This is a genomic window from Sphingomonas sp. M6A6_1c, assembly GCF_053345135.1.
Map to the genome: position 1 here is coordinate 84,459 of NZ_JBKEZO010000008.1, position 23,729 is coordinate 108,187.

Sequence of the window (23,729 nt, forward strand, 5' to 3'; positions counted from 1 at the left end):
TAATGCGTCTACGCTTCATGCCGCCTGCGACACAAGCGCCACATGGCGCGCGGGATAGAGGAATGCGACCAATGTCGAACCACTGACCGGTTTGATAACGTTACGGAATGCTGCATCCGTTTCGGACGTGCATCGATCGGCATCCCCGGCGTTCGGCCAGAGGATCGTCATGTCCGCAGCAGCGGCCGCATCGGCCAGTTTTCGCAAGCCGACGCGGGCTTCGTCGGGCTCGCCGAGCGCAGACGCGTCGACCAGCAGTTGGTCGAACCGCGTCGTGGCGAGCGCGGCGAATGCCTCGTCCAGCGTCGCGCTGACCATTACCGCGCCGGCGTGCGGCGTCATCAGCGTCCGCAGCATGCTGCGCGTGATCGGGTTGCGGTCGAGCACCAGCATCCCCGCGGTGCCAGCCGCGGCATCGGCCGGCGCGGTCGCGGCCTCGGCACGGACCAGCGGCAGATCGACGATGAACCGCGACCCCTCGCCCATCACGCTGGTGACGGTGACGTCGCCGCCCATCGCGCGCGCGAGGTTGCGGCAGATCGACAGGCCCAGGCCGGTGCCGCCGAAGCGGCGGGTGGTGCTGGTGTCCGCCTGACGGAAGGATTCGAAGATCGCCTCGCGCGTCTCGGCCGGGATGCCGATGCCGGTATCGGCGACGACGATCCGCAGGCGGTCGTCGCCAACCGCGGACACGTGCAACGTCACGCTGCCCTCCGTCGTGAACTTGAGCGCGTTCGACATCAGATTGAACACGATCTGCCGCAACCGCGCAGCGTCCCCCTGGATCATCGTCGGGCACGCCGCGATGTCGCGGTGGAACGCGATACCCTTTGCCTCCGCCTGGTCCTGCCACAAGCGGGTCGATTCGGTGATCATCGCGCGCAGGTCGAACGGCGCGTCCTCGACCGTGAGGTTGCCGGTTTCCATCTTGGCGACGTCGAGGATGTCGTCGACCAGAGTGCGCATCGTCACGCCGGCGCTGTACACGACGCTGAGCCGGTCGCGCGTGCTGCCGCCGATCCGCGCGTCGGCGAGCATCACCTGCGTCATGCCGAGGATGCCGTTGAGCGGCGTGCGGATTTCGTGGCTGGTGGTGGCGAGGAATTCGGTCTTGGCAGCCAATGCCTTGCCGAGCGCGGTGTTGGTGACGGCGAGGTCGTTGTTGGCGGCGCGGACTTCGTTGCGGCTGCGGCGCAGGGTGATCAGGCCGATGCCGAGCAGACCGATCGCGAGGATGGTCGAGGCGACGACGCCGAGGAAGATGTTGCGCTGCGTACGGGTGCGCGCCTGTTCGTAGGCGACGTTGCGGCGGGCCTCGTCGCGCTGCAGGCTGGCGATCTTGAGTTCCTGATTGGCGAAATCGAACCGCGCCGCCATCAGCGCCGCGCTGGTCGAGCGGGCGAGCGCGGTCGATTCGTCGTCGAGCCGCTTCAAGGCGACGAGATGACGCAACGCCAATTCGGGCCGGTCGGCGGCGCGATAGATGGTGTAGGCGGTGCGATGCGCCTCGCGATCGATCAAGGTGGTGCGGTCGATATCCTCGCCGTCGAACCGTTCGGCGATCAGCGCCAAGGCCTTGGGGATATTGCCGCGCTGATAGGCGGCCTGCGCGTCGAGGCCGATCAGCGTCTTGCGAAACCCCGCCGCCTCGCCGCGGGTCGACAGTTGCAGCCCCTGGTCGATCGCACGCTGCGCCCCGGCGACATCCTTGTCCATCAGCCGCGCCTCGGCGATGTTGCCGAGGATCAGCACGCGCAGCAACGGGCTGTTGATCCGTTCGGTAAGCGCCAGGCCATTGCGGAACTGCTGCGCCGCCTCGCGGTAACGGCCGAGGTCCTTCAGCGAGTTGCCGCGGTTGTTGTAGAGCGTCAGCGCCAGCATCGGATCCGAACGGTAGAGTGCAAGCGCCTGATCATAATAGCGAAGCGCGCTCGCCTGATCGTTGGCGTCGGCGTAGAGCGACCCGATCGACTGCAATGCCTTGGCTTGGCTACGCGTATTGCCCAAAGCCTGAAAGATGCCGTGCGCGCGTTGATAGTCGCTGAGCGCACGAGCAACATCGGCATGTACGGTATGAATCCAGCCGCTGGCGAGCAATGCGTCGCCTTGCAATTCCGATCCCGGTGCCAGCCGTGACGACAACGTCACCGCCTTTTCGATCAGTGGTTCGGCGGCGCCGACGTCGTTGAGCCGCATCAGCGCCTCGCCGCGCAGCCAGTTGGCGGTTGCTTGCCGGAGCGCACGCTGACGCGACGGCGGCTCGCGATCGGCGAGGCGTTCGGCAGCGAGCGCGCGATCGGCGGTACGGTGGGGATCGCTGAGCATCGCCGTCTTGGCGTCAACCACAAGCGTATCGAAGACATCCGCCGTTGCCGAAACCGGCGCCAGCGCGAGCAGGCCGACCGCCAGCCACGACCGCCAGGGCCAGCGGCGCATCGTCAGACGACGCGTCGGGTAGCGGCGAAGCCGCCGAAGCCCGCGAGCGGATCGGGTGCCGGCGCGCGGTGGCGCCCTTCGTCGAGATATTGGATCAAGGATTCGAGCACGACGGGGCGGCTGATCAGGAAGCCCTGCACCATGTCGCAGCCCATCACGGTGAGCAGCGCCAATGCGGCATGCGTCTCCACGCCTTCGGCGACCACTTCCATCTCCAGCGCGTGGGCGAGATCGATGGTCGAACGGACGATCAACGGATCGCGGTTGGAGCTGGTGAGCTGGGTGACGAACAGCTTGTCGATCTTGAGCTCGCGCGCCGGCAATTGCTTGAGATAGGCGAGCGAGGACAGGCCGGCACCATAATCGTCGATCGCGATCGTGATGCCGAAATCCGCAAAGATCTGGAGATTGGCGATCGCGCTAGCGGGATCGCGGATCACCGACGTTTCGGTGATCTCGAAGCCGAGCTTGGCGTCGCTGCCGCCGACGAGATCGCAGGCGGCGCGGACGAAGGCGCTGTCGGCGAGCAACTGGCCGGCGATGTTGATGAACAGGCGGAGATCATGGCCGCGCGCGGCGAGGGTCCGCTGATCCTCGATCGCACGACGGATCGTCCACAGGGTCATGCGGTCGATCAGCATACATTCTTCGGCGACCGAGATGAAATCGTTGGGCATCACGAGGCCGCGTTCGGGATGATGCCAGCGCACCAACGCCTCGGCGCTGCGGATCTCCTGATGGCGGACGTGCACCTTGGGCTGATAGTGCAGCACCAATTCGTCGCGATCGATCGCCTGGTCGAGGTCACGCGCAACTTGCAGCACGTCGAACGTCGACCGCGGCGCGACCGCGTGGGTCACCGTATGATAAGCGGTGCGTGCCTCGGCGAGGGCATTCTCCGCTTCCTCGATCAGTGCCACTTCATCGAGATTGGCGGCGGGTGCGGCGGCGGCACCGAAGGTCAGGCGGATGGTGACCTGCTGATCGTCGAGGATGAAGGCCTGTTCGAACGCTTTTTCGATCGCGACGATGTTGCGATCGACCGCGGCCCGGTCGCCGTCGCGGAAACCGCTGGCGACCTGGGTCCGGCCAAGCACGGCGACGCTGGCGGTCGGCAGCACCCGCGCGACTCGGTCGGCAACGAGGCCGACGAGCAGTTCGGCGCGGGCGCAGCCGAGGCGGCGGCGTAGTTCGATGAAATTGGCGATTTCCGCGATCAGCTGGAAGCGGAACGCCGGATCGGTCGTCCGCTGTGCCCCCGTCTTGGCACGGGAAGCCAGCATTTCCACGGTTTCCGAGCGGTGCGCGACGGTCATGGGCTCGGGGTAAGCCATCAGGTTTGAAGATAAGATTAATCGCGCATGAGCCATCTAAGCGGCTGCGGGACGGATTGTTAAATGCTTAACATCAGGTTAAGGAAATTACGCATCCTGGAGATGCCACGATAAGGGAGATTAGCATGTCGGTAGTTTTCGCACTCGTCCTCGCGGCCATTTCGGTTAACATCAAGCCCTGGTAACCGCCTTCGCGGCCCGGGCCGTGTCGTTCTCTGTCGCTGGTCGGCGGGATTGCACGGGCCGGGCCGTTTCGCGTTCGAGGGTCATCGCCCTCCCCTGACGGGCCGCCGGCGAACGATCAGGCGGCGTCGCGCCGGCCGGGCTCCGGATTGTCGAAGACCATGTCGTCATCGATCGAGCCGAACCGCAGCGCGACCACATCCAGCACATAATTCTGGTTGAGCTTCCACGGCTTGCGCGAGCCCTGCTGCGGCAGGAGATGCGCCGCGCGCTGGATGTACCCAGAGGTAAAATCTACGAAGGGTTCGGTCGCCATCGCCGGATCGCGCAGCCGCGGCGTCGCCTGACGCAGGCCGCGCTGGCGCATCGTGTTGAGCAACCGGCAGACATAGGTCGCCACCAGCTCCGCCTTCAGCGTCCACGATGCGTTGGTATAGCCGAAGGTGTAAGCGAGATTCGGCACGTCCGAGAACATCATCCCCTTATATTGCAGGGTCTTGTCGAACGCGATCGGTGCGCCGTCGCGCGTGAAGCGGATGTCGCTCAGCCATTGCAGCCGCAGTCCGGTCGCGGTGACGATCACGTCGGCGGGAAGTTCCTCGCCTGAGTCGAGGCGGATACCCGTTTCGGTGAAACGCTCGATCGTCCCGGTCACCACCGAGGCGTCGCCGCGCTTGAGGCTGGCGAACAGATCGGCGTCGGGGACGAGGCAGAGCCTTTGGTCCCACGGATCGTAGCGCGGCGTGAAATGCCGCTCAATATCATAATCGGGGCCGAGATGGCCGCGGACCATCGCCAGCAGACGTGCCCGGAATTGTGCAGGGCGGGTCTTCGCGAGCCGGTAATAGACCATGCTGGTCAGCACGTTCTTCCAGCGGGTGAGGCGATAAGCAGCCTTGCCGGGCAGCCGCGCGCGCAGCCAGTTGGCGAGGCGATCTTCCGCCGGGCGCGACACGACATAGGTCGGCGAGCGCTGCAACATGGTGACGTGCGCCGCCTGCCGGGCGAGTTCGGGTACCAGCGTCATCGCGGTCGCACCGCTGCCGATCACGACGATCCGCTTGCCCGCATAAGAAAGGCCGTCGGGCCAGAATTGCGGATGGACGATCGTACCGCCGAACCGCTCGGCATCGGAGAAGTCGGGTGTGAAGCCCCGGGCGTAATCGTAATAGCCCGAACACATGCACAGGAAATTGCAGGTGAACACCCGCGGTTCGCCGTCGGGGCCGGCCGCCTCGATCGTCCAGCGCGCCGCCTCGGTCGACCAGGCGGCGGTGATGACGCGGTGGCCGAAGCGGATGTGGCGATCGATGCCATGCGCGCGCGCCGCCTCCTCGACATAGCTGCGGATCGTCGCCCCGCTGGCGATCGAGCGGTCGTCCGTCCAGGGATGGAAGGAGAAGCCGAGCGTATGCATGTCGCTGTCCGAGCGGATGCCGGGATAACGGAACAGGTCCCAGGTGCCGCCGAGCGTCGGCCGGGCTTCGAGGATCAGATAGCTACGGTCGGGGCAGCGGCGTTGCAGGTGATAGCCCTGGCCGATGCCGGAAATCCCGGCACCGACCACGAGGACATCGACGTGCTCGGCCATCGCCTCCTCAATAATCCTTCGAATATTTCAGTCGGGCATCCGAACCACCGGCCGAGCCGGTCGAGGTGAGCAGGCTCAACGCCTTGGTGAGCGCGATCTCGAGCTGCGTCGCGGTATAGCCGCGGGCATCGGTGACGATCTCGACGTAGATGTTATCGGTCAGATATTTGCCCGCGGCGAGGCTGGTGCCGCGACCGCTCGCCTCGTCGGCGCCTAGGACGCGCAGCCGGTCGAAACCGGTCGCCGAACGCAGCTTGCCGAGCGGGTTGAGCCCACCACCGCCCGATCCCCGCAGCGAATTGAGTGCGCTGGCCAATTGCAGCGCCTCGGTCGCCGAGAGGTTCTCGGGGTTGGTGCCGAACAGCAGACGGCTGAGCACTTCGTCCTGCGGCAGCGCCGGAGTCGAGGTGAAGGCGATCTGCGGACGCTGGCCGGTGCCGGTGATCGCGATCACCGCGGTGATGCCGTTGACGGTGGTCGACGCCTGGATGTTGATGTCCGGATCCGTCAACTGCCCGCCGCGGAAGCGGATCGTGCCGCGCGTCACTTCGAACCGCTTGCCGGCGAACGAATAGGTGCCGCGCACCAGATCGAGGCCGCCGGTGATCACCGGCGCCACCGAAGTGCCGCCGACCTTCAGGTTCATCTCCCACTCGGATTCGAGGCCCATGCCCGACACGAAGAGCTGGTTGGCGGCGCGGACGGTGAGGTCGAGCTTGATCAGGCTGACCGGCGCCGGCTTGGGCCGATCGGTCGGCCGCGGCGTCACGATCTGGCTCTTGCGGCGGATGCCGGTGAGTTCGGGAACCTCGGCCGAGCCCTGGCGGATGATCTCGTAGCGCGCCTCGGGGATGTTGAGGTTGCCCTGCAACAGGCCGCCGTCACGCCCATACGTGAAGCGGATGTCGCCCGAGGTGGTCGCCGACAAAGCGTCGCTCTTGGCGAGCTGCGCATTGTCGAGCTTGGCACGCAGGTCGATCGGGAAGCCGCTCGCGGCGGCCAGGCCGACACTGCCCTGCGCCTGCACCGTGCCGTTGCCGGCACGCGCCGACAGGCTGGTCAGTTCCAGGCGATCGTTGGTGAAGCGCGCGGCGATCTTCATCTGCGACAGGCGGGTCCCGTAGGTCTCGTTGTCGTAGGTGAGATTGTCGGCACGGATCAGGCCGTTGAGCTGCGGCGCGGAGACGCGGCCGGAGAAATCGGCGGCGACCGCGATCGGCCCGCTGAGCTGCTGGCCGGGCAGCGCGGCGAGGCTGAACAGCACGCCCGACGGACCGTTGTAGCGGATGCCGCCGGACAGCGGCGCCTGCATCAGCCGCGTCGTCCACGAGCCCGCGCCCGGCGGCAGCGGCCGCAGCGTCGCGAGCAGGCGACCGACGGTGGTCGCCCCGCGCTTGACCAATGCCCGCGCCTCGCCGCCGTCGGGCACGAGCCGGCCGACGAACTGGACGTCGACGGGTTCGGACACCGCGGCAAGGCCGGTGCGCTGGAAGTTGGCGATGGTGATGCGCGCGTCCGCCTGCGGGATGGCATTGCCCTGCTGGCGGTAATCGAGGCTGCCGGTGACCGCGCCGGACACGCCGAGATTGGGCATGAACGCCGAGAGCATCGACAGGTTGAGCCGGTCGAGCCGCGCCTGCGCCGCGGTGACGCCGCCGCCGAACGAGCCGGCAATGCGCGTCGAGCCGGCGGTGGCGCCCTGACCGAAGTCGATCCGCGTCGCGGCGAGGCGATAGCTGCCGCCCGCCTTGGTGACGTGCGCCGGATTGACCGTACGGAACGGAATGTTGTTCGCCTGGCCCTGCGCGGCGATCAGATAATCGTCGGGCGACAGGCGGGCGTTGAGCGCGACGCGCAGCGGCACGCCGCTGGAGCCGGTGAGCAGCGCCTGCGCAGTGCCGCGACCGCCGACATAATTCACCTTGGCGCGCATCGCCTGGATGACGAAGGCATTGTAGCGCGTGTCGGCGACCTGCACGTCGGCGACCACCTGCGGCGCCTTGGGCGTCATCACGACGCTGGCGTTGACGATCGCGCGGCCGATGGTGAAGTCGGCATAACCGGGGATGGTGGCATTATAGGCGCGCGCGGCGACGTCGGCACGCTGGTTGCCGCCCTGATCGGTGAGGCGGACGTTGCCGGTGATGCCGCGGCCGGCGAATTGCAGTGCGCCCGCGAACGGACCCGCCGGCGTCGCCGCGACCCGGCCGCTGCCGACGATGCCGGCGAAGACGACCCGGTTGACGTCGACGGTGAGGCGCGGGCTCGGCCGCACCAGCACGTTGGCGGTGAACGGACCGTAATTGGTGCCGCCGCTGGCGGTGACCGCATAGGCGCCGCCACGGCCGACGACGCGCGCATCAAGGTTGACGAGGCCGATGCCGACGCCGGGCCGCGCCGCCCGCAGGACAACGACGGGCGCATCGGCGCTGCCGGTGACGCGCGCGGTGAGCGGGCCATATTGGGTCGAGACGGCGTCGGCATTGACCGCGACGCTGCCGGTCGCCGGATCGAACCGGCCCTCGCCACGGGTGATGCGGAATTGCGGCGCGTTCATCCGCAGATTGGCGAAGGTGACGATGCCTTCCGGGCTGTAGCCGATGTCGCTGCGCACCACCGCATTGCCGCCGAGGAAGTCGCGCACGCCGCTGTTGAACAATTGCTTGGTCTGCGCGACGACGCGGCCGGTGATGCCGAAGCCGCCGCGCGCGCCGGGGACGAGCTTGGCGTCGGTCGACAGATCGAGGATGCCGATGCTTTCGAGCCGGTAGTTGTTGACCCGCCCTTTGAGCGCGCCGGTGTAGCGGCCGGTCGCGGTATTGGCGACGACGATCGCGGTGGCGTCGATATTGTCCGAACGGATCCGCAGATTGTCGGACAGGATGTTGGGCATCGAGATGGCGAAATCGCCCTGGATGCGGACGTTGTTGGCGAGGCCGCCGACCGCGGCGTTGAGCCCGGTGACGCGGCGCGCGCGGGCGTTGACCGGCACCAGGATGCGATCGCTGTTCACCCGCGCCAGCCCTTCGGCATAGACGTTCTCGACGGTCGTGGTGCCGAAGCCCAGCGCGGCGGCGTTGATCTTGTAATTGACCGTCGGCGTCGCGAAGGCGCCGTCGAGCACGACGCGCGCCATCACGTCGCGGCCGCGCACGTTGGGGGCGATCGCACCGGGCGTGAGCAGCCGCGCGTCGACCGCGAAATTGCCGAACCTGCTGTTGGCGAGGTCGATCAGGCCGCCGGCATCGACCGCGAGCGCGTTCGATTTCAGTCGCATCCGCGTATCGGCCTTGCGGTCGTTGAGCGTGGTGTCGATCGCCAGATCGAGCCGCGGCGCGGTCAGGCGTTCCACCGGACCCTGCATGTAGAGACCGGGCGTCGCGAACCCGCGCAGCTCGATATGGCCGTCGCGGGCGTTGACGTTGATATCGGCGAGCTGCCCGCCGCCGAGCGTGGCGAGCGCACGGCCCTGCCAGGCCTTCCAGCTGCCGCGGCCGTCGACGCTCGCGGTGAGCGGCGCGTTCAGCGACCCCATCGTCGCGACGACGCCGCCGACGGGGGCGTCGAGCTTCAGATTGACGTCGAGCTTGTTCTGGTCGGGCACCGCGTCGAGCTTGAGGTGCAGCGTGTCGCCGCCGGCGACCCCTGCCCCCTTGAGCGCGGCGGCGTCGGTGACGAGCTGCGCGCGGCGGTCGGCGATATGCACCGCGCCGTCGAGGCGGACGATATGCGTCTGCCCAGTGACCGGCTTGGCGATCACCAGCCGGCCGACGTGCAGCCGGTTCACGTCGATATCGAGATCGGGGAGCAACGGCGCGTTGGGGTCGCTCGGCGTCTGCTTGAGTTCGGGCTTGCGCGCCAGCGTGACGAGGTCGGTCGACAGGCTGCGCACATCGACGTGGTTGCTGGCGAAGGCAAACGGTCGCCAGTCGACGCCGAGCTTAGGGCTGGTCAGGAAGACGCCCTTGGGATCGGCGACGCGCACGTCGGACAGCACCATCTGGCCGTAGAGCGAACCGTCGATCCGCCCGACCTTGATGTTGAGGCCGGAGGCGGTGGTGTAGCCGCCGATCCGGTTGGCGACGAAGCGGCGGCCCGGATCGGTGTTGATGCCGAGCACGACCACGCCGGCGAGCACGACGACGCCGAGGACGGCGATCAGCACCCATTTGAGGATGCTCTGCCACAGCGGGCGCTTGGTCACGGCCGGAGCGTCGGTCGTTTCGTAATCGGGCTGCGCCATTAGAATGCCTGCCCGATCGAGATGTAGAGCGCGACCTTGCCGTCGCCCGGCCGCGGATTGAGTGGCGTCGCCACGTCGATCCGCATTGGCCCGAAATTGGTATAGAAGCGGCCGCCGATACCGGCGCCGAACTTCAGGTCCGAGCCCTTGGGCAGGCTCGATTCATAGCTGTTGCCGGCATCGAGGAACGGCACGATGCCGAAATTGCCGAAGCGATAGCGCGCTTCCAGCGCGAATTCGTTGAGGCTGCGCCCGCCGACCGGATTGCCCTGCGGATCGAGCGGCCCGAGCCGCTGATAGCCGTAACCGCGCACCGAGCCGCCGCCGCCGCCATAATAACGGCGCGACGGCGCAAGATCGTCGCGATCGATGCCCTGGATCGAGCCGGCCTTGGCGCGGCCGGCGATCACCAGGCTGGACGAGATCGGATAATAGACCGTGCCTTCGATCATCGTACGGACGTACGGCCGCACCCCGCCGTTCACCGCGCCTTCCGGGCTGAGGTTGAGGCGCAGGCGATAACCGCGGGTCGGGTTGAGCAGGCTGTCCGACGTGTCCCATTCGACCTGGCCGGGCAGCGCGACGATCCCGTAGGTGCGCCGGACGGTATCGCCGCGCGCGAAATCGTAGACGCTCTCGTTGGTGCCGACGAGTTCGCCGCCGTAATAATATGTGAAACGCTTCTGCCAGATCGGCGTCGAGACGCGGCTCCAGCGCGCCGACAGCGTGCCGGTGAAGGCGTCGAACGCATCGTAGCTCTGGTGGACCGCGCTGGCGATCGCGGTGAAGGTCTTGTCGCGCTGCCCCGCATTGGAGCGGCGGAAGGTGCCCGACAGACCCTGTTCCTGCGTACCGGCGACGACGGTGCCGATCAGCGCACCCTCCGGCGGGAACAGATTGCGGTGCGTCCAGCTCCCCTCGGCCTTGAAGCCCTGCCCGGTCGAATAGCCGGCGCTGCCGGCGAGGCTGCGCGGCGGGCCCTCGGTCTGGCGGACGAGCAGGTCGATCGCCTCGGTGCCGTCGGCATTGGTGCGGCCGGTGCGCTGCGGCTCGACCGCGACGCTGCGGAACAGGCCGGTGGCGACCAGCGCGTCGCGCAGGTCGTCGGTCTTGCGGCTGTCGTAGAGGTCACCGCTCTTGAAGCGCGGGAAGACATTGAGATGATCGACGCCGAACACCGGATCGCCCGCGGTGACGAGCTGGCCGAAGCTGGAGCGCGGGCCGGCGTCGACCGGCAGCGTATAGGCACCGGTCGCCTGTTCGGACTGGTCGTCGAGCAGGATGTCGCGCTCACCGACCTTGACGAAAGGATAGCCCTGCTGCGGCAGGACGAGGCTAACATTGGCCTCGGCGCCCTGGATGCGCGCCGCTTCGATCGGATCGCCGACGCGCAACGGCAGATTGTGCGTGATGAGATCGGCGGGAACGACCGGCTGGGCATCGACCTTGATCGACGACAGACGGTACAGGCGGCCGGGCGTGCCGGTGACCGTCGCCTTGAGGCGGCCGGGCTTGCCGGGATCGGTGCTCGTCGACGTCTCGATCAGCGAGATCGCGGTCGCGTCATAATAACCGAGCGACTTCATCAGCCGTACCGCGAGCGCCTCGTCCTCGCGGGCGCGGGCGGCGACCTGCGTCGCGTTGGCGGCCTTGCCCTTGCCCTCCTTCAGCGCGGACAGGCTGTTGAACTGCGCGGCGAGATCGAGCTTTTCGAGCCCCTTGAGTTCCGTATCGTAACGAATCTCCGGCGCATCCTTGTCTTTGATGTCGGCGGCGGTCTGCAACGGCGCGGTATCGAAGGTGCTGAGCGGCTGAAGCGGCTGCGCGAGTTCCGGGTTCTCGGCGGCGGCGGGGGGCAGCGTGCCGTCGGCGGCGACGAGTGGCTGCGTCGACGCCGGGGTGGCCGGCGTGGTCGCGGGCGGCGTGGCGGCCTGCTGCGCGGGCATCGGTTCGAGGGGGGCGTTGATGTCGCCGGTCAGCGGCGGCAGGCTGGCGTTGAACTCGCTGTCGGGGACGATTGGTGCGTTGGCATCCGGCGTCGCGGTCTGAGCGCCAGCTGGCTGAGAATTGGCGTTCTGGGGATTGGTACTCTGGGGATCGGTCTTCGGCGCATCGGGACCGCGCGCGGGGGCGGTGCCTTGCTGCTGGTTGAATTGCGCGCCGGTCGGCGCCGCAGCGACCAAGGCGATGGCCAGCCAATACTGTCGTCCGGTCAGAAATCGCACGCGGTTTTCGTTCCCCTTTGCGAGAGCGTTCGCGTTCGAATCCACCCCCAAGCCTTCCGACAACGTTCCGATCCGCCTCTGGTTGCGCCGCAGCGTGAAAATAGCTGGGGATGATTGGGAAAGTGCGTGCGGCCGTAACGGGTTAGGCCATAGGCCAACACGCCCTCCCCGTCACCCCGGACTCGTTCGAGAGGTCAGAAAAACGGCTGATGCACCCCGGCGAAGGGCGGGGTGCAAGCTTGGTTTGTCAGGGACCGAGCTTTGCAGAGATCGCGAGATGCGCCGGGATGACGGACGGGCGGGTCGCCGTACCGTCCCGCCCCCCTCAGTCGCGCAGCAGGTCGTTGATGCTGGTCTTGCTGCGGGTCTGCGCATCGACGCGCTTGACGATCACCGCGCAATAGAGGCCGGGCTTGCCGTCGCTGCCGCCGGTCGAACCCGGCACCACCACCGCATAAGGCGGGACCTCGCCCTTGAAGACCTCGCCGGTGGCGCGGTCGATGATTTTGGTCGAGGCGCCGAGATAGACGCCCATCGACAGCACCGCGCCCTCGCCAACGCGCACGCCCTCCGCCACTTCGGAGCGCGCGCCGATGAACGCGCCGTCGCCGATGATGACGGGGTCGGCCTGCAACGGCTCGAGCACGCCGCCGATGCCGGCACCGCCCGAGAGGTGGACGTTCTTGCCGATCTGCGCGCAGGAGCCGACGGTCGCCCAGGTATCGACCATCGTGCCCTCACCGACATGCGCGCCGATGTTGACGAAGCTCGGCATCAGGATCGCGCCGGGGGCGACATAGGCGCCGCGGCGCACGACGCTGCCCGGCACCGCGCGGAAACCGGCGGCGCGGAATTCGGCCTCGCTCCAGCCGCTGAACTTGGAGGGGACCTTGTCGAACCAATGGCCGGCGCCCGGACCGTTGTCGATCAGCGTATTGTCGTTGAGGCGGAAGCTGAGCAGCACCGCCTTCTTGAGCCATTGGTTGACCCGCCAGCCGCCCGCGCCGTCAGGCTCGGCGACGCGCGCCTCGCCCGCGTCGAGCAGCGCCAGCGCGCGATCGACCGCGAGGCGGACCTCACCGGTGGTGGCGAAGCCGAGCGACGCGCGATCCTCCCATGCGGTGTCGATGACGGTGGACAGGTCCTGGCTCATGATGCCTCCATGATGTGCTGCAGCCACGATGCGAGATCGTGAACGGTGAAGTCGATGAAATCGCGCGCGGTTTCCGGCCCCTGTTCGGAGCCGTTGTCGATCCAGACGGTGGTCATGCCGATCGCCTTGGCGGGCGCGAGGTTGCGTGCCATGTCCTCGAAGAAGATGGCGCGGGTCGGCTCGATGTTCAGCCGCGCGCACAGGTTCGCATAGGCCGACGGGTGTGGCTTGGGGACGAGGTCCATCGCGTGGATGTCGTGGATCGCCTCGAAATGCGCACCGAGGCCGAGCCGGTCGAGCACCTTCAACGCATAGGGTTTGTCGCCGTTGGTGAAGACGAGCTTGCGGCCGGGCAGCGCGGCGATCGCCGCGGCCAGCGGCGCATCCTGTTCGAGCACGTCCATCTCGATATCGTGGACCTCGGCGAGGAAGTCGTGCGGATCGACGTCGTGGTCCGCCATCAGCCCGGTCAGCGTCGTGCCGTGGCGGTGGAAATACTCCTTCTGCACCAGCCGCGCCTCGTCCCACGGCAGATCGAGCAGCCGCGCGATATAATCGGTCATGCGGTGATCGATCCGCGCGAACAGATTGGCGCGGGCCGGATACAGCGTATTATCGAGATCGAAGATCCAGGTGTCGATCGGGGCGAGCGTCGCGAGCATGCCGCGGCGTCTAGGCGGCGATCGCGACAGGCACAAGCAAGTGGCTGTCCCGCCTGCCTGACGTTCGCGTTAAGGTCTTGTAAGGACGCCGACACTAAGTCGACTTCCGACCGGGGGTGGATGTGCGCGCAGGAACGGGAATACGATACGGCGCCGCTTTGGCGTGGCCGCTGCTGATCGCCGGTTGCGGCGGTGGCGGCGGTGGCGGGATCAACTCCACGCCCGCCCCGCCCACCGCGCAGACGCCGACACCGACGCCGGTCGCGACGCCCGCGCCGACACCGGCGCCCGCTCCCGCACCGACACCGACGCCGGCCGCGACACCCGCGCCGACGCCGACGCCGACCAATTACGACACGAGCGAATATCGCGCCGCGGTGGGCGCGGTGTCGATGAACGCGCTCGCCGCCTACAACAAGGGCGCGACCGGGGCCGGCGTCAACGTCGCGGTGATCGACAGCGGCATCAGCCTGTCGAGCCAGGAATTCACCGGCCGATTGTCGAGCGCGTCGCAGGACGTCGCGGGCAATGCGACGATCGGCGACGAGGGCGGCCATGGCACCGCGGTCGCCTTCGCCGCGGTCGGCCGGCGCAACGGCATGGGATCGCAGGGCGTCGCGTTCGAGGCGACGCTGACCGTGCTGCGCGCCGACCGGCCGGGCTCGTGCGCGTCGAGCAGCGAGGCGGGGAGCGATTCGGGCTGCAAGTTCGGCACCGACGCGATCACCAAGGGCGTCGATGCGGCGCGCGGCGCGGGCGCGCGGGTGATCAACCTGTCGCTGGGCGGCGCGACGATGCCGCAGTCGCTGATCGACGCGATCGGCCGCGCCACCGCGCGCGGCATCATCGTCGTCATCGCCGCGGGCAACGACGGCAGCGACAATCCCGATGCCTTCACCTCGGTCGCCGGCAATGCCGCGGCGCGCAATCTGGTGATCGTCGCCGGCTCGGTCGGTACCAACGACGCCATCTCCTCATTCAGCGACCGGGCGGGCACCGGCGCGGCGCATTACCTGACCGCGGTCGGCGAACAGGTGCGCGCGCCCAACCAGAACGGCACGCCGTATCTTTGGTCGGGCACCTCCTTCGCCGCCCCGCAGATCTCGGGCGCGATCGCGCTGCTCGCGCAGGCGTTTCCCAACCTCAGCGGCGCGCAGATCGTCGACCTTTTGTTCCGCACCGCGCGTGATGTGGGCGCGGCGGGGGTCGACAGCGTGTACGGCAACGGCGTGCTCGACCTGACCAAGGCGTTCCAGCCGGTCGGCACGTCGAGCGTCGCCGGATCGCATATCGCGGTCTCGCTCGCCACCAATGCGACGCTGTCGGCGCCGATGGGCGACGCGCGGGTCGGGCAGCTCGGCACGGTGATCCTCGACAGCTACGACCGCGCCTTCGCAATCGATCTCGCCGGCACGATCAACCGTGCCGGTCCCTCGCGCACGCTCTCCGGCGTGTTGCAGAACCGGCAGCGCAACCAGGTGCTGGCGGCGGGCGACACGACCATCTCGCTGACGCTGGCACCGCGGCCAAACGGCGAGATCGCGCTGGAACGCAGCCGATTGAGCGAAGGCCAGGCCAATACCGCGCGGGCGATCGCCGGCGCGGTGACGCAGCGGCTCGGCGCCAGGACCAGCTTCGGCTTCGCCTTCTCGCAGGGGACCGGCAGCCTGACCGCGCAGATGACCGGGCAGGCGCAGCCCGCCTTCCTCGTCGCCGGGCAGAGCGGGCTCGGCTTCGACAGTATCGCCCGGTCGGCGGGCGCGTTGCGCCAGCAGGTCGGCGGCATCGGCCTGACCGCGACGATCGAGAGCGGCGACGTACTGGCGCGGCGCGACGCGATGCTCGCCGGGCTCGATGGCTATCGCCGCTCGGGCTATCAGCGGGTGACGGTGACCGCGGATCATCATTGGGGCGGGCTCGACGCGACGCTGTCGCTGAGCAATCTCAACGAAAGCGACACGTTGCTCGGCGCGCGCTTCGACGGCGGGCTCGGCGCGGCGCGGGCGCGCAGCTGGTTCATCGACGCCGATGCGCGCTGGAGCATCGGCGCGGGCTGGTCGCTGGGCGGATCGTGGCGGCGCGGCCGCAGCGATGCGACCCTGCGCGGCGGTTTCGACGGCCGCGGCCGGCTGCTCACCGAGGCGTTCGCCGCAGATGTCGGCAAGGATCATCTGTTCGGTCGCGACAGCATCGGATTGCGCGTCGCGCAGCCGCTGCGGGTGGCGCGCGGCGGGCTCGACTATCGCCTGCCGACCAACTGGGATTATGCGTCGCTGACGGTCAGCGACTGGACGACGCAGCGGCTCAACCTCGCCCCGCAGGGCCGCGAGATCGACGTCGAGGCGCGCTATCGCATCCTGCTCGGCACCGGCGACCTGCAGACCAACCTGTTCTGGCGGCGCGATCCCGGCAATTACGCGGTGTTGCCCGCCGACGTCGGGGGCGCGGTGCGCTACACGATCGGCTTCTGATTGCGCGGGCGGGATGGCGCCCCCATCTTGGCCGGCATGACACGTTATTCCCTGCTCGATCTGGTGCCCGTCGTCGAAGGCGGCACCGTGGCGCAATCGCTGGCCAATGCCGCCGACCTCGCGCGGCATGCCGAGACGCTGGGCTTCCAGCGCTATTGGGTGGCCGAGCATCACGGCATGCGCGGCATCGCCAGCGCCGCCACCGCGGTGGTGATCGGCCATATCGCCGCCGCGACCAGCCGCATCCGCGTCGGTGCCGGCGGCATCATGCTGCCCAACCACGCGCCGCTGGTGATCGCCGAACAGTTCGGCACGCTCGACGCGCTGTTCCCCGGTCGGATCGACCTCGGCCTCGGCCGCGCGCCGGGGTCGGACCAGCGCGTCGCCCGCGCGATGCGGCGGACGCTGGAGACCGATGCCAACGCCTTTCCGCAGGACGTGATGGAGCTGCAGAGCTATTTCGCCGACGACGGGCGTACCGGCATCGCCGCGACGCCGGGCGCGGGGGCGAACGTGCCGCTGTGGATCCTGGGATCGAGCACCTTCGGCGCGCAGCTCGCCGCGGCGCTCGGCCTGCCCTATGCCTTCGCGTCGCATTTCGCGCCCGACGCGCTCGACAGCGCGCTGGCGATCTACCGCCGCGACTTCCGCCCCTCGGCGCAGCTCGCCAGGCCCTATGCGATGGCGGGCTTCAACGTGTTCGCCGCGGAGACCGACGAGGAAGCCGAGCTGCTGGCGAGTTCGCAGCAGCAGTCGTTCGTCGCGCTGCGCACCGGCAACCCGCGCCAATTGCCGCCGCCGGTCGCGGGCTATCGTGCCGGGGTGGGCGCGCAGGGCGCGTCGATCCTCGACCATGTGCTGCAATGTTCCGCGGTGGGCTCGCCCGCGACGGTGGCGCGGCAGACCGCGGCGTTCATCGAGCGGACCGGGGTGGACGAGGTGTTGGTCGCCAGCGCGATCTACGACCCGGCGGCGCGCAAGCGCAGCCTGGCGATCACCGCCGAGGTGATGAGCGGGCTGACCGTTCCCGCCTGATCGCCGCATGGCGCGCCGCGGCGGCGAGCAGCGCGTCGAGGTCGGCGCGGGCGATGTCGAAGCTCTCGTGCATCTCGGCGAGCGCGGCGTCCATGTCCTCCGCCGCGAAGGGCGACGGTGCCGGCACCGCCGCGGCGGGCCGGTGCGGATAGGCGCGCCGCGACAGCCGATGGAAGATCATGGCGCCGAGCACGAGCAGCGCCGAATCGATCCCGACCGGCAGCCACGGATATAGCCAGCCGTTCGGCAGATGACCGGCGGCGAGGACGACCCCGAGCGCGACCGCGCCGCCGGGCGGATGCAGGCAGCGCAGCAGCGACATCACCACGATCGCACCACCGACCGCGAGCGCCGCCGCGGCGACCGGCTCGGGTACGCATTGCACGACCAGCAGACCCCACAATGCGGACAGCATGTTGCCGCCGATCACCGGCCAGGGCTGCGCCAAGGGGCTGGCGGGCACCGCGAACACCAGCACCGCGCTCGCCCCGATCGGTGCGACGAGCAACGGCAGCGCCCCCTGCCCCGCCAGCACCGCGGCGAGAACGCCGGTCAGCGCGATACCGAACGTCGCCCCGACACCGGCGAGCAAACGATCGCGAAGGGCTGCGCCGGCGAGGATCGGGCGGAAGAGCATGACCCGCGCGTTAGCGGCTGCGGCGATCATGGCAAGATCGAGTCGTTATGCGGTTGGGGAAGAACTAGCCCGGATCGGCAGTGACCGCCTTCGGCTTGTCTCAGCCCTGTCTCCTCGCTGCGACGTCGCCCCGCCGGGGTACATATGATGTTTGGCAGAGGTCTCGAGCCAGTCTGGGACGACAAAGAGGGTCAATAGAGGTGCGCGAACCTCACCCCGCCGCGGGCAGCCGCAGCCGGACCATCAGCCCGCCCAGATCCTCGCTCTCTTCGAGGCTCACCGTGCCCCCGTAGATCTCGGCGACGTCGCGGACGATGGCGAGGCCAAGTCCGGTGCCCGGCTTGCCGGTATCCAGCCGCACGCCGCGGTCGAAGATGCGCACCCGGTCTTCCTCGGGAATGCCCATGCCGTCGTCCTCGATCAGCAGTTCGACGAAGCCGGCTTCGGCGCCGACGGTGACGAAGACGCTGCCGCCGCCGTATTTGGCGGCATTCTCGATGAGATTGCCGAGCATCTCGTCGAGGTCCTGGCGCTCGACATGGACCTGCAGGTCGCGGGGACCGGTGACGTCGATGCGGACGTGGCGATAGAGGCGGCCGACCGCGCGCTCGACCGATTCGAGGCTCGGCCACACTTCGGCGCGGCTGTGCGCCGAGCCGCGGCGGCCGACGGCGCGCGCGCGCGCGAGGTGATGGTCGACCTGACGACGCATCGTCCGCGCCTCGCGGATCACCGTATCGGCGAGATCGTCTGACTGCGCGGTGGCGGCGTTCATGATGACGGTGAGCGGCGTCTTGAGCGCATGCGCGAGGTTGCCGGCATGACGCCGCGCCTCCTCCGCCTGTCGTTCGTTATGCTCGATCAGCGCGTTCAATTCCTCGACCATCGGCGCGACCTCGTCGGGCATCGCGGTCGAGATGCGGTTGGACTGGCCGGCGCGCATCCGCGCGATCTCGTCGCGCACCCGGCGCAGCGGCCAGAGGCCATAGAAGGTCTGGAGCCAGACGAGGACGATCAGCCCGAGCCCGAGCAGCGCGAAGCTGCGGATCAGCGTGCGACGGAGGACGGCGATCTGCGCGTCGAGATCGCGGCGGGTCTGCGCGACCTGGAAACGCCAATGGATCTTCGAACCCGGTATCTGCGCGTCGCGCTCGACGACCCGCAGACGTTCGTCGGGAAACTGGTTGCTGTTGTAGAAATGGACATCGCGATCATTGTGGATGCCGCCGAACGCAAGGCGGCGGTCCCACAGCGAGCGCGACGGAAAGGCATCGTTGATCGGTCGGCCGGGTGCCGAGATTTGCCAATAGAGGCCCGAATTGGGTTCGAGGAACAGCGGGTCGCCCGTCGCATCACGGCTGAGGATCACTTCGCCTTCCGGCCCGATCTCCGCCGAGACGAGCAGCGACCGCATGACGTTCTCGAGCTGATGATCGAAATTGTTGGTCACCGCATTGGCCAGCACGCGGTCGAGCGCGAAGCCGCCGCCGAACAGCAGCAGCCCGATCCATGCCGCGGCGATCAGGATCATCCGCCGCGACAGCGATCCCGTCGTCACCGCGCGTTGGCGTGGCGGGGCTTCGGCGAGCGGCGGCGTATCCATGACGGTAAGACCCGATCCGAACGGCGGATCAGGCGTCCGGGTCTTCGAGGCTGTAGCCGAGGCCGCGGATCGTGGTGATCACGTCTTGCCCCAGCTTCTTGCGGATGCGCGTGACGAACACCTCGATCGTGTTCGAATCGCGGTCGAAATCCTGATCGTAGATATGTTCGATCAATTCGGTGCGGCTGACCACCTTGCCCTTGTGGTGGAGCAGGTAGCTCAGCAGCTTATATTCCTGCGCGGTCAGCTTGACTGGCTCGCCGGCCTTGGTGACCTTGCCCGAGCGGGTGTCGAGGCGGACGTCGCCCGCGGTCAGTTCGGACGAGGCATTGCCCGAGGCACGGCGGATCAGCGCGCGCAGGCGGGCGATCAGCTCTTCGGTCTGGAACGGCTTGGCGACGTAGTCGTCGGCGCCGGCGTCGAGCCCCGCCACCTTGTCCGACCAGCTGTCGCGCGCCGTGAGGACGAGGACGGGCATCGTCTTGCCCTCCTTGCGCCAGCGGTCGAGCACGGTCAGCCCGTCGATCTCGGGCAGGCCGAGGTCGAGCACGATCGCGTCGTAATTCTCGGTCGAGCCGAGGAAATGCCCCTCTTCGCCGTCGGTGGCGAGGTCGATGGCATAGCCCGCGCCTTCGAGGGTGTTCTTGAGCTGCTGGCCGAGGTTCGGCTCGTCCTCGACGATCAGAACGCGCATGTGATCCCCCTTAATTTCCGGTGCGGCCGATGATCTGGCCCGATCGGCCGTCGACATCGACCCAGACGACGACGCCATCGCGCATGAATTTCAGCGTGTAAACCGCAGTGCTGAAATCGAGGTCGAAGCCGAGATATTCGTAGCCCTTCATCGTCGGGATGACCCGCGCCTCGATCGCGCGGGGCGAGAGCACCTCGCCCTTGCGACGGGCGTCGTAGGCGCGCGCCTGATCGCTGCGACGCTGATCCGGTGCCTGCGCGACGGCGGGAGACACTGCGGCGACCATCGCGAATAACATGAGGGGCACGACCATCTTCATGAGGACTGGCATAGGCGGAAGGCATTGAACAGCCTGTGAATGGAGCAGGCGCAAAGCATTCGGAGCAACGCCGGTTCCCGGCATTGGTCGCGGGTGCGCTTGCCGCGGGCGCTCCGGCCCCCTACCTGCGCCGGCCATGGCTGCCCCAATCCTTGCGTACGAAGACCTTGGCGTGATCCAGGGCCACGGCTGGCTGTTCCGCCACCTCGACATCCACATCGGCGCGCGCGACCGGCTGGCGCTGATCGGGCGCAACGGCGCGGGCAAGACGACGTTGCTCAAACTGATCGGCGGCCTGATCGATTGCGACGAGGGCCGGCGCGTCATCGTGCCCGGCACCCGCGTCGTGCTGCTCGAACAGGAGCCGAGTCTCGCCGGCTGCGCGACGCTCGCCGATTACGTGCTCGGCGGCGAGGGCGCGCCCGAGCGGCACGAGGCGGATGCGATCGCCGACCAGCTCGGCATCGACCTCAGCCGCGAGTCCACCTCCGCCTCGGGCGGCGAGCGGCGGCGGGCGGCGATCGTCCGCGCGCTGGCGCAGGACCCCGACGTGCTGCTGCTCGACGAGCCGACCAACCATCTCGACATCGCCGCGATCGACTGGCTGGAGGACTGGCTGGGCCGGTTCCGCGGCGCGTTCGTCGTCATCAGCCACGATCGCACCTTCCTCACCCGGCTGACCAAACAGACGCTGTGGATGGATCGCGGCTCGATCCGCCGCGCCGAGATCGGCTTCGGCGGGTTCGAGGCGTGGACCGAACAGGTCTATGCCGAAGAGGAGCGCAACGCGCAGCGGCTCGACGCCAAATTGAAGATCGAGGAACATTGGCTGCAGCGCGGCGTCACCGGGCGGCGGCGGCGCAACCAGGGGCGGCTCGCCAAATTGAAGGACATGCGCGCCGAGCGTGCGGCGATGATGGGGCCGCAGGGCGCGGCGAACCTCGTCACCGCCTCGGACGACAGCAAGACCAAGGTGGTCATCGACGTCAAGCATGCCACCAAGAGCTATGGAGACCGCACGATCATCCGTGACCTCGACCTGCGCGTGACGCGCGGCGACCGGATCGGCATCGTCGGACGCAACGGTGCGGGCAAGACGACCTTGCTGAAGCTGCTGACCGGCGAATTGCAGCCGGACTCGGGCGAGGTGAAGCTCGCCAAGACGCTCGACGGCGTCATCATCGACCAGCAGCGCAGCCTGATGGCGCCGACCAAGACGGTGCGCGAGGTGCTGGCGGACGGCGGCGACTGGATCGACGTGCTCGGGGTGCGCAAGCATATCCACGGCTATCTCAAGGAGTTCCTGTTCGATCCCAGCCTCGCCGAGGCGAAGGTCGGCACGCTGTCGGGCGGCGAGCGTTCGCGGCTGCTGCTGGCGCGGGAGTTCGCGCGCGAATCGAACCTGCTGGTGCTCGACGAGCCGACCAACGACCTCGATCTCGAGACGCTCGACCTGTTGCAGGAGGTGATCGCCGATTACGGCGGCACGGTGCTGATCGTCAGCCACGATCGCGACTTCCTCGACCGGACGGTGACGGTGACCCTGGGGCTCGACGGATCGGGGACGGTCGACGTCGTCGCCGGCGGCTATGAGGATTGGGAACGGCAGCGCAAGAAACCGGCCGAGGCGAAGAAGGCGTCGGGGTCCAGGGCGGCGCCCCCTCCCCCGGTGCAGGCGAAGACCAAGCTGACCTACAAGGACCAGCGCGACTACGACCAATTGCCGGCGCGGATCGAGGCGATCGACGCGGCGATCGCGCGGGACGAGGCGCTGCTCGCCGATCCCGCGCTCTACGTGCGCGATCCCAAGAGGTTCGCGGCGCTGACCGCGGCGATCGACGCGGCGCGGGCGGAGAAGGATGCTGCCGAGATGCGCTGGCTCGAACTCGCCGAACAGGTCGAGGGGCTGGGCTAGGCCAGATCGACATTCATCGTCGTAGCGAAATTCCTCCCCCGCCAGGGGGAGGTGGCGCCGCGAAGCGGTGACGGAGGGGGAGGACACGGAACAGACGTGTTGCTTACCTCCCCCTCCGTCATGCCTTCGGCATGCCACCTCCCCCTGGCGGGGAGGAATTGGGCTGAATGTCGATCCTGGCTAGGCGGGCAGGTCCATCGTCACCGTCGTGCCCTCCGGGCCGCTTTCGGTGGCGAGCGTGCCGCCCGCCTGCCGCGCGAACGCCGGGATGAGGCGCGAGCCCAGGCCGTGATCGATGCCGGTCGGCGCGGCGGCGGCGGGCATGCCGACGCCGTCGTCGCTGACGATCAGCGTGCAGCCGCCGGGCCGCTGCCGGAAGCCGACGGTGATCGTGCCGCCGGTGCGCCCGCCGAAGGCGTGTTTGGCGGCGTTGGTGACCAGTTCGTTGACGACCAGCCCGATCGACACCGCGCGGTCGCGCGGCACCTCGACATCGTCGCTCGAACAGACCAGCGAGATGCCGCCGCGCAGCAGCAGCGCGTCCGACAACGCCGAGCAGAGATCGCCGAGATAGCCGCGCATCTGCACCGCATCGCCCTGCCCGGCGCCGCGGTACAGGTGCCGGTGGGCTCGCGCGATACTCTCGACCCGGTTGAGCGCGGCGCCGAGCGCCTCCGCCGCATCGCCGTCCGACCGGCGGCGCTGGATGTCGAGGATCGAGGTGACGATCGCGAAATTGTTCTTCATGCGATGGTCGATCTCCTGCAGCAGCAGGTCGCGGTCGGCGATCTCCTGATCGCGCTCCGTCGTCGCGCGCCGCACCGCGCGGCGGAACAGTTCGGCGGTGGCGACCGTCACCACCGCCGCGACGACGATGAAGCCGAGTGTCACCGCCGCGCTGCGATCGGGAAGGCGCAAGCCCGCGGTGGCGGGAAAGACATAGGCCCAGGCGTAGACGATGCCGATCGCCCCGGACAGCGCGCCCGCCGGCCAGCGCGCGAACAACGTCGCCAGCATCATCGCCGGGAAGCACAAGGCGAAGGGCGCGCCGTCACCGACGGTCAGCCGATCGAGCGCGGTGTACAACACTATCGCGATCAACGCGGTGAACAGCCCGACCAACACCTGCGTCACCACCCGCGGAACCGCGGGGGCGAGGCGTATAGTCAGATCGAGTTCACTCAGCCGAGACACGCGCGGACTGAGCCGTTGCGGCCCAATGCTGTCA

At 68.3% G+C, this 23,729-nt stretch carries 15 protein-coding genes; 3 read left to right on the plus strand and 12 right to left on the minus strand.

Annotated elements, in window-relative coordinates; all coding sequences use genetic code 11:
• Positions 1 to 15: 15 nt before the first annotated feature.
• The 7 genes from ACLBWH_RS17810 to ACLBWH_RS17840 form a co-directional block, all read right to left on the minus strand.
• Entirely contained in the window at positions 16 to 2,436 is a 2,421-nt protein-coding gene (locus ACLBWH_RS17810; RefSeq protein ID WP_447800185.1) for an ATP-binding protein, read from the minus strand.
• Positions 2,437 to 2,438: 2 nt separating this feature from the next.
• Positions 2,439 to 3,719: an EAL domain-containing protein gene (locus ACLBWH_RS17815; RefSeq protein WP_447800186.1), complete on the minus strand. Its 1,281-nt coding sequence runs from the start codon at positions 3,717 to 3,719 to the stop codon at positions 2,439 to 2,441.
• Positions 3,720 to 4,071: 352 nt separating this feature from the next.
• A complete protein-coding gene (locus ACLBWH_RS17820; protein WP_447800188.1) occupies positions 4,072 to 5,544 on the minus strand; it encodes a flavin-containing monooxygenase in 1,473 nt (490 codons plus the stop codon).
• Positions 5,545 to 5,551: 7 nt separating this feature from the next.
• On the minus strand, positions 5,552 to 9,787 hold the full coding sequence (locus ACLBWH_RS17825) for a translocation/assembly module TamB domain-containing protein (protein WP_447800190.1): 4,236 nt from the start codon (positions 9,785 to 9,787) through the stop codon (positions 5,552 to 5,554).
• On the minus strand, positions 9,787 to 12,003 hold the full coding sequence (locus tag ACLBWH_RS17830; protein ID WP_447800224.1) for an autotransporter assembly complex protein TamA: 2,217 nt from the start codon (positions 12,001 to 12,003) through the stop codon (positions 9,787 to 9,789). The genes ACLBWH_RS17825 and ACLBWH_RS17830 overlap by 1 nt, the downstream gene beginning before the upstream one ends.
• Positions 12,004 to 12,337: 334 nt before the next feature.
• Entirely contained in the window at positions 12,338 to 13,165 is an 828-nt protein-coding gene (gene dapD, locus ACLBWH_RS17835) for a 2,3,4,5-tetrahydropyridine-2,6-dicarboxylate N-succinyltransferase (RefSeq protein WP_447800192.1), read from the minus strand.
• Positions 13,162 to 13,827: a pyrimidine 5'-nucleotidase gene (locus tag ACLBWH_RS17840; RefSeq protein WP_322848991.1), complete on the minus strand. Its 666-nt coding sequence runs from the start codon at positions 13,825 to 13,827 to the stop codon at positions 13,162 to 13,164. The genes dapD and ACLBWH_RS17840 overlap by 4 nt, the downstream gene beginning before the upstream one ends.
• Positions 13,828 to 13,985: 158 nt before the next feature.
• On the opposite strand from ACLBWH_RS17840, the gene ACLBWH_RS17845 reads away from it, so the two are divergent.
• Together ACLBWH_RS17845 and ACLBWH_RS17850 are read left to right on the plus strand one after the other, a co-directional pair.
• Entirely contained in the window at positions 13,986 to 16,298 is a 2,313-nt protein-coding gene (locus ACLBWH_RS17845; protein ID WP_447800193.1) for a S8 family peptidase, read from the plus strand.
• Between the two features lie 36 nt (positions 16,299 to 16,334).
• A complete protein-coding gene (locus ACLBWH_RS17850; protein WP_447800194.1) occupies positions 16,335 to 17,333 on the plus strand; it encodes an LLM class flavin-dependent oxidoreductase in 999 nt (332 codons plus the stop codon).
• Here the strand turns inward: ACLBWH_RS17850 and ACLBWH_RS17855 are convergent.
• The 4 genes from ACLBWH_RS17855 to ACLBWH_RS17870 all read right to left on the minus strand — a co-directional run bounded on the left by ACLBWH_RS17855 (position 17,293) and on the right by ACLBWH_RS17870 (position 20,586).
• On the minus strand, positions 17,293 to 17,970 hold the full coding sequence (locus ACLBWH_RS17855) for an HPP family protein (RefSeq protein WP_447800195.1): 678 nt from the start codon (positions 17,968 to 17,970) through the stop codon (positions 17,293 to 17,295). The genes ACLBWH_RS17850 and ACLBWH_RS17855 overlap by 41 nt on opposite strands.
• A gap of 211 nt (positions 17,971 to 18,181) precedes the next feature.
• Positions 18,182 to 19,501, minus strand: coding sequence for a sensor histidine kinase (locus ACLBWH_RS17860; protein WP_447800225.1), 1,320 nt, complete (start codon positions 19,499 to 19,501; stop codon positions 18,182 to 18,184).
• A 100-nt stretch (positions 19,502 to 19,601) separates the two neighbouring features.
• Complete coding sequence (locus ACLBWH_RS17865; RefSeq protein ID WP_037533025.1) at positions 19,602 to 20,267, minus strand: response regulator transcription factor; 666 nt, start codon at positions 20,265 to 20,267, stop codon at positions 19,602 to 19,604.
• Between the two features lie 10 nt (positions 20,268 to 20,277).
• Positions 20,278 to 20,586, minus strand: a complete 309-nt coding sequence (locus ACLBWH_RS17870; RefSeq protein WP_416222400.1) for a hypothetical protein — start codon at positions 20,584 to 20,586, stop codon at positions 20,278 to 20,280.
• Between the two features lie 136 nt (positions 20,587 to 20,722).
• Between ACLBWH_RS17870 and ACLBWH_RS17875 the strand changes: the two genes are divergently transcribed.
• The gene (locus tag ACLBWH_RS17875; RefSeq protein ID WP_447800196.1) at positions 20,723 to 22,501 is read left to right on the plus strand and encodes an ABC-F family ATP-binding cassette domain-containing protein; all 1,779 of its coding nucleotides are present in this window, start codon (positions 20,723 to 20,725) and stop codon (positions 22,499 to 22,501) included.
• A 180-nt stretch (positions 22,502 to 22,681) separates the two neighbouring features.
• Here ACLBWH_RS17875 and ACLBWH_RS17880 read toward each other — a convergent pair whose 3' ends face one another.
• On the minus strand, positions 22,682 to 23,695 hold the full coding sequence (locus ACLBWH_RS17880; protein ID WP_447800198.1) for a sensor histidine kinase: 1,014 nt from the start codon (positions 23,693 to 23,695) through the stop codon (positions 22,682 to 22,684).
• Between the last annotated feature and the right edge of the window lie 34 nt (positions 23,696 to 23,729).